Origin of the sequence: Halomonas sp. MES3-P3E (assembly GCF_002836035.1) — a bacterium.
Classification (GTDB): domain Bacteria; phylum Pseudomonadota; class Gammaproteobacteria; order Pseudomonadales; family Halomonadaceae; genus Vreelandella; species Vreelandella arctica.
In genome coordinates, this window is record NZ_PJBT01000066.1 from 1 (window position 1) to 4,703 (window position 4,703).

Here is a 4,703-nt window from a genome sequence, read left to right on the forward strand (position 1 = left end):
TACCCGAACCCACTGTTCTAAACGCCAGGCATTAGCGCTCGGCGCGTTACTTTTGTGTATTGAAAAACGCATTTGTTATATGCGCCTTCTGAAGGATGTGTGCCAAGGGGATAACTTTCGGCTGTTATATCACCGTAAAACCTATTACTTGGAATATAGCGAACAGTTAGATAGCACCAGCTGGCAAGCCCCCGTACAGCGGCACACAGTGTCATATCATGTGGCATCACTACTAACTTACGGCCAACGCCTAACATCTAGCAAAGCGCTCGACGATCCTTGGACGATCCCAAAACAAGCGCCGCCTTTGCCTGAGGCGTTGATCCAGTGCTGTGAGAGACAAGAGTGTATAACGATCCAGCAGATACTTGGGCAGGCGGCCGCTATTGTCGATCAAGCCAATCTTCTGAGATTACCGGGCGTAGTGGCTGGCGCGTTAGCAGGGCGGATAGTGGCCACCAGCCTCCCTATGCAAGCGCACATTCGTATGGTGCACGGCAAATCGCTGATGTTCCCACCTTCAGCAGTCAACACTGAGGATCTGGAGCTCTCGACAGCGTTGCCAGCGCTATTACGAGCTAATGGCGATAAACATGAGCTGCAGCAACAGGCTGTGCTTCTATTTAAAGAGGTGAAGCAAATCTTGGATGGCTACACCAAGCCGCAGGCTAAAATAACGGCAAAATCGCTGGAGCAACTAGTAACACAGCGAAACGGTAAGGTAAGTAGTGCCATCATGCTGTTGGTCATCTGGATCGCAGCGGTTATCCGGAGTGGTAAGGGGCGAGCGGGCAGGCGCTTTAAGCCGTTCGAAAGCAGTAGTATCCATCGTTACTGGGGCGCGTTGCGTAAGCTTTTTGAGGAGCTTGCGTACGGTGTCGACCTGATGGCGCTCGGTAGTGAAGAAATCACCGCCTTTTATGCAGGTCTGATTGATTATCAAGAAACCCAGTTGAGCGATATGAGCTATTTTAGCCATCGTCTACGTTCTTTTCACCGCGTAGCCGCCTCTCTCGGCGTTGAAGAGCCGGATTGGGATGAGCTACCCGTTGCAGAGCAAGGACGACACGTGCGAGCTGAAATGCTCTCAGAACGAGAATACCTTGAGACACTGAAGCGGATAGAAGCATCGCAACGAGCCCCCGATATTGCGTGTTTACTTCAGTTTGTATTGCTATGCGCGTATCGCTTTGGTTTGAGGCTTGATGAAGCGAGAGGGTTGCTCAGGCGAGATTGGTGTGAATCTCATGGCTACTGCTGGGTATTGATTAGGAACAATCGTTATCGAACATTAAAAAGTGAGGCCTCTCGACGTGCTGTGCCGCTTTTGTTTTCTCTCGATGCGACAGAGCAACGTACGCTTAACGCTGTGCTTAATCGTCATGATGCGCTACTGGGTGGTGAGGCATCCCTACCGCTGCTAGGCGAGATACGCGATGGGAAAGTCGAAGTAGCGCTTAGTGCATCAGCAATCAGCGCTGCTGAGATAGATGCGTTGCGTCACGTGAGTGGCAGCCCAACACTATCACTACATCACACCCGTCATGCGTTTTACAATATAACGGCAGCCTCTCTGCTGCAGCTAAACACGCCTGTCGCCACCAAAATAACCCAGCATATAGATAGCGCTAACATACGTCAGGTGGTGATGGGGCAGCAACATTACTGTTCGCGTCGCGTGATGATGGGGCTGGCGCGCTTAATGGGGCACCGCCAGCCATCGACAGGACTGCTGAACTATAATCATTTGATTCTAGAATGGGCGGATGCGCTGACGCCTGTTAAAGGGACAAATGGCAGCATGCTCAAAGAAGCAATAAAGCCGCAGGATTTTAAACGTTACACGCCGGCTTCTGCGCTACCTCAAGAGCTTTCTTTGTTTAACGAACCAACACCGCATTTACTGATGAAGGCGTTGCGATTAGGCGCACTACGGCAGAACGTGCGACGAGCGAGTGAGGCGTTGGGATTGTCCCCGGTACATGCTGCTATCCTTGAAGGTGTTATTAAGGAAGCTGAAAGCAATATGCGCTTCAAAAGTAAGCGTTCATTCCACGACGTAGTTGACCTACTTCACGTCACGCAGAGGCCTTAATAACTCCGGCGAGACCTTGTACTGTTTGGGGCCGTCCTCGGCCAGAACAATCACACTCTTGCGGTTGATCTTGGTGACGATCCCCAGCACCGGGCCTTCCCGGCCCTCGAAGGTTACTTTCAGGCCCACCCGCAACTGACTCAGTGCCTGCAGATTTTCCTGATCCCTCAGTTCGTCGATGCGCCGGCAGACGTATTGATTCAATTCCAGCAACTGGTCGATGCTCATGTCCTCAATGCGCATGAACGGTGGCCTCCGGCTGTTTGCTCTGTCGATCAGGGTGGCGTGGGTCGATCAGCGCCCGCAACGGGTTCTCGGCGAACCGAGTTTTCCAGAGACGAGGCGTCAGGTCGCTGACGTCACTGGCCGGATGCTGGCTGATGCGTTGCAGCACGTCCACCAGGTAGGTGTAGGGGGTAATATCGTGCAGCTTGCAGGTGCTGATCAGGCTCTGGATGATGCCCAGGTGTTCCGCGCCTAGTTCGGTCCAGCAGAACATCCAGTTTTTCTTGCCCATGGGGATGGGCCGTAGGGCCCGTTCCAGGTGATTGGTATCGGGTTGTACGTCCGGATCTACCAGGAACACCGTCAGGCTCGTTTCCCGGCCGAGCACGTAATTCAGGGCTTTGGTTAACGGTTCACTGGGTAACAGGCCGCCTTGCCCCAACTGATCCCGGCACCATTGGAAGAAGCCGCTGACGACCGGCTTCGCATGGTCCAGCCGGTATTGGCGCTTCTTCTCGCCGGTGAGCTCCTTTTCCTTAATGGTATCTTCAATCTGGTACAGCTTCGCGATCTGTTGCAGGGCTTCGGTGGCCTTCTCAGGATGATCCTTTTGGGCCTCAACGAAGCAACGGCGACTATGCACCCAGCATTGAGCATGAGTAATGCCTTTCTGGGCCGCGGCATAGCGGGCATATGCGGCATAACCATCGCTGATCAGAGTGCCACTGAATTGGTCGTTCAGAACCTGCTCGATGTGCAGTCGGCCCCGACTGTTCGAGTAGGTAAACACCACTTCGTCGTCATCACCGTATAGGGGCCAGAACCAGCCTGTTTTCATCTTGCCTTTCTGCGGGCCTGCCCGGCCCTGGTGGCCCGCTTTGATGGGTGTTTCGTCCATGGCCAGCACCCGGCTGCGCAGCACGTTGTCGGTCTGGGCGTCCACAATGGGCCGAAGCAGGTCGATGGCCCGCTTCACCAGGTTCGTCAGGGTGCTGCGGCTGAGGGTAATACCCGCTTGTTGAATGCGCTGGTGCTGGCGATACAGCGGCAGGTGGAACTGGAACTTGTCCACCAGCAACCCGGCCAGCAGGCTGACATCGGCCAGGCTGTTGTCCAGCACGTTGAACGGGGCTGGTGTTGTCACAGGTTTTTGATCCGTGCCCTTACGACGGAACACCGGGCGTTCGCATTTGAGCACCACATAGCTGGAGGCCCGCTGGGCCAGACGGTAGGTGGTTTTGGTGCCGATGATGTCGTATTGGTCGGCGTCCGGCCCGGTCAGCTCCGGCGGCAGTTGCTCGATCACTTCCACCGGCACATCCGCCGTAAAGCGCAGGCCGGTGTCGTTCAGACAATCGTCGTCCCGCTGCTTCTTGCCGGTGCCGCGCTGGTAAGCCTTAATAGTGCGTTTTTCTTCATCGGCAGGCTGTTCCGGTCGCGGTGCCTCCTCTGGCTGGAACAAGCTGTCCTGCCCGGGCAGATCGACCACCTGCTTCTCGGATTTGGGGCCGAACAGCTGCTTCTTGAACCAGTCCAACTGGCGCTGCAGGATCTGGACCTGCTCCCGCAACAGTGCATTCTCCTCGGCCAGAGCCGAGGAGGAAAGTGTACCGGGAGAAGAAGCTGAAGCCGTTGAATTCATGGCCGATATTATACCGGAACTCTGTCTTCTATACCCCTCGAAAACGCTTGAACTGGCGGTATTTCTGCACCTCAATGCCGTCAATCAGCAGCTGCAAATCCGTCAGGGTCAGGGTTCGCTGACCGGAGGCGGATAACGGCACCCGGAACTGGCCCTGCTCCAGGCGCTTGGCCCACAGACAGTAACCGGTGGCGGTAAAGTAGAGCATCTTCATCTGGGTCTTACGGCGATTGACGAAGACAAAATACTGACCGCTGAGGGGGTCGTGCTTCAATTGATTCCGAACCAGGGCGCTCAGGCCCCGGAACGATTTGCGCATGTCGGTGGGCTCGGTGCACAGCCAGATGCGCGCCTGGCTATCGAGCCCGATCATCCGTTCTGGCTCAGCCGCAGTTCGACGCCGTTGCCCAGGCTCAGCACAATGTTCCAGCCTGGGCCGGACTGCGCCGCACCCATCAGAGAGGACAGGTCCAGAAAACCGGCTTCGCCGGAATCCGCTGAGTCACCGGCCGCCTGATCGGACAGGCGCTTGCGCCAGTTACAGAAACTGGCGTAGCCGATGTTCTCTTGTTTGCAGAACTTCGAAGCTGACAGACCACTGTCACGCTGCTGATTGACCAGAGCCTGCCACTGTTCGGGTGTGCGGTGCTTTCTCATGGGGGTAACCTCGTGTTGGAAAGTGTGAGGTTACTGTAGGGCGATTTTCAGCAGGGTGGCAGAACGTCGTGGAATGAACGCTTA

General features: G+C 55.5%; 5 protein-coding genes. 1 reads left to right on the forward strand and 4 read right to left on the reverse strand.

All coding sequences use genetic code 11. From position 1 onward, the window contains the following. Positions 1-2,095 (forward strand): hypothetical protein (locus CXF87_RS11490; RefSeq protein ID WP_232774897.1); only part of this gene is annotated, 2,095 nt, incomplete at its 5' end. Here the strand turns inward: CXF87_RS11490 and CXF87_RS11495 are convergent. From CXF87_RS11495 to tnpA, 4 genes are read right to left on the reverse strand one after another with little or no spacing between them, the layout of a single operon-like run. Beyond that, positions 2,069-2,338 (reverse strand): hypothetical protein, encoded by a 270-nt coding sequence (locus tag CXF87_RS11495; protein WP_054641827.1) that lies wholly within the window; start codon positions 2,336-2,338, stop codon positions 2,069-2,071. The two genes, CXF87_RS11490 and CXF87_RS11495, sit on opposite strands and share 27 nt — an antisense overlap. Further along, on the reverse strand, positions 2,328-3,962 hold the full coding sequence (gene tnpC, locus CXF87_RS11500) for an IS66 family transposase (protein ID WP_232774898.1): 1,635 nt from the start codon (positions 3,960-3,962) through the stop codon (positions 2,328-2,330). The genes CXF87_RS11495 and tnpC overlap by 11 nt, the downstream gene beginning before the upstream one ends. A gap of 28 nt (positions 3,963-3,990) precedes the next feature. Then, positions 3,991-4,335: an IS66 family insertion sequence element accessory protein TnpB gene (gene tnpB / locus CXF87_RS11505; RefSeq protein WP_044630870.1), complete on the reverse strand. Its 345-nt coding sequence runs from the start codon at positions 4,333-4,335 to the stop codon at positions 3,991-3,993. Beyond that, positions 4,332-4,619, reverse strand: a complete 288-nt coding sequence (tnpA, locus tag CXF87_RS11510; RefSeq protein WP_016915086.1) for an IS66 family insertion sequence element accessory protein TnpA — start codon at positions 4,617-4,619, stop codon at positions 4,332-4,334. Before tnpA ends, tnpB begins: the two co-directional genes overlap by 4 nt. Positions 4,620-4,703: the final 84 nt, after the last annotated feature.

Bases quoted from the DNA above. Each gene is read 5' to 3' on its own strand.
- CXF87_RS11495 (WP_054641827.1), bottom strand. From the start codon at position 2,338: ATGCGCATTGAGGACATGAGCATCGACCAGTTGCTGGAATTGAATCAA.
- tnpC (WP_232774898.1), bottom strand. From the start codon at position 3,962: ATGAATTCAACGGCTTCAGCTTCTTCTCCCGGTACACTTTCCTCCTCG.
- tnpB (WP_044630870.1), bottom strand. From the start codon at position 4,335: ATGATCGGGCTCGATAGCCAGGCGCGCATCTGGCTGTGCACCGAGCCC.
- tnpA (WP_016915086.1), bottom strand. From the start codon at position 4,619: ATGAGAAAGCACCGCACACCCGAACAGTGGCAGGCTCTGGTCAATCAG.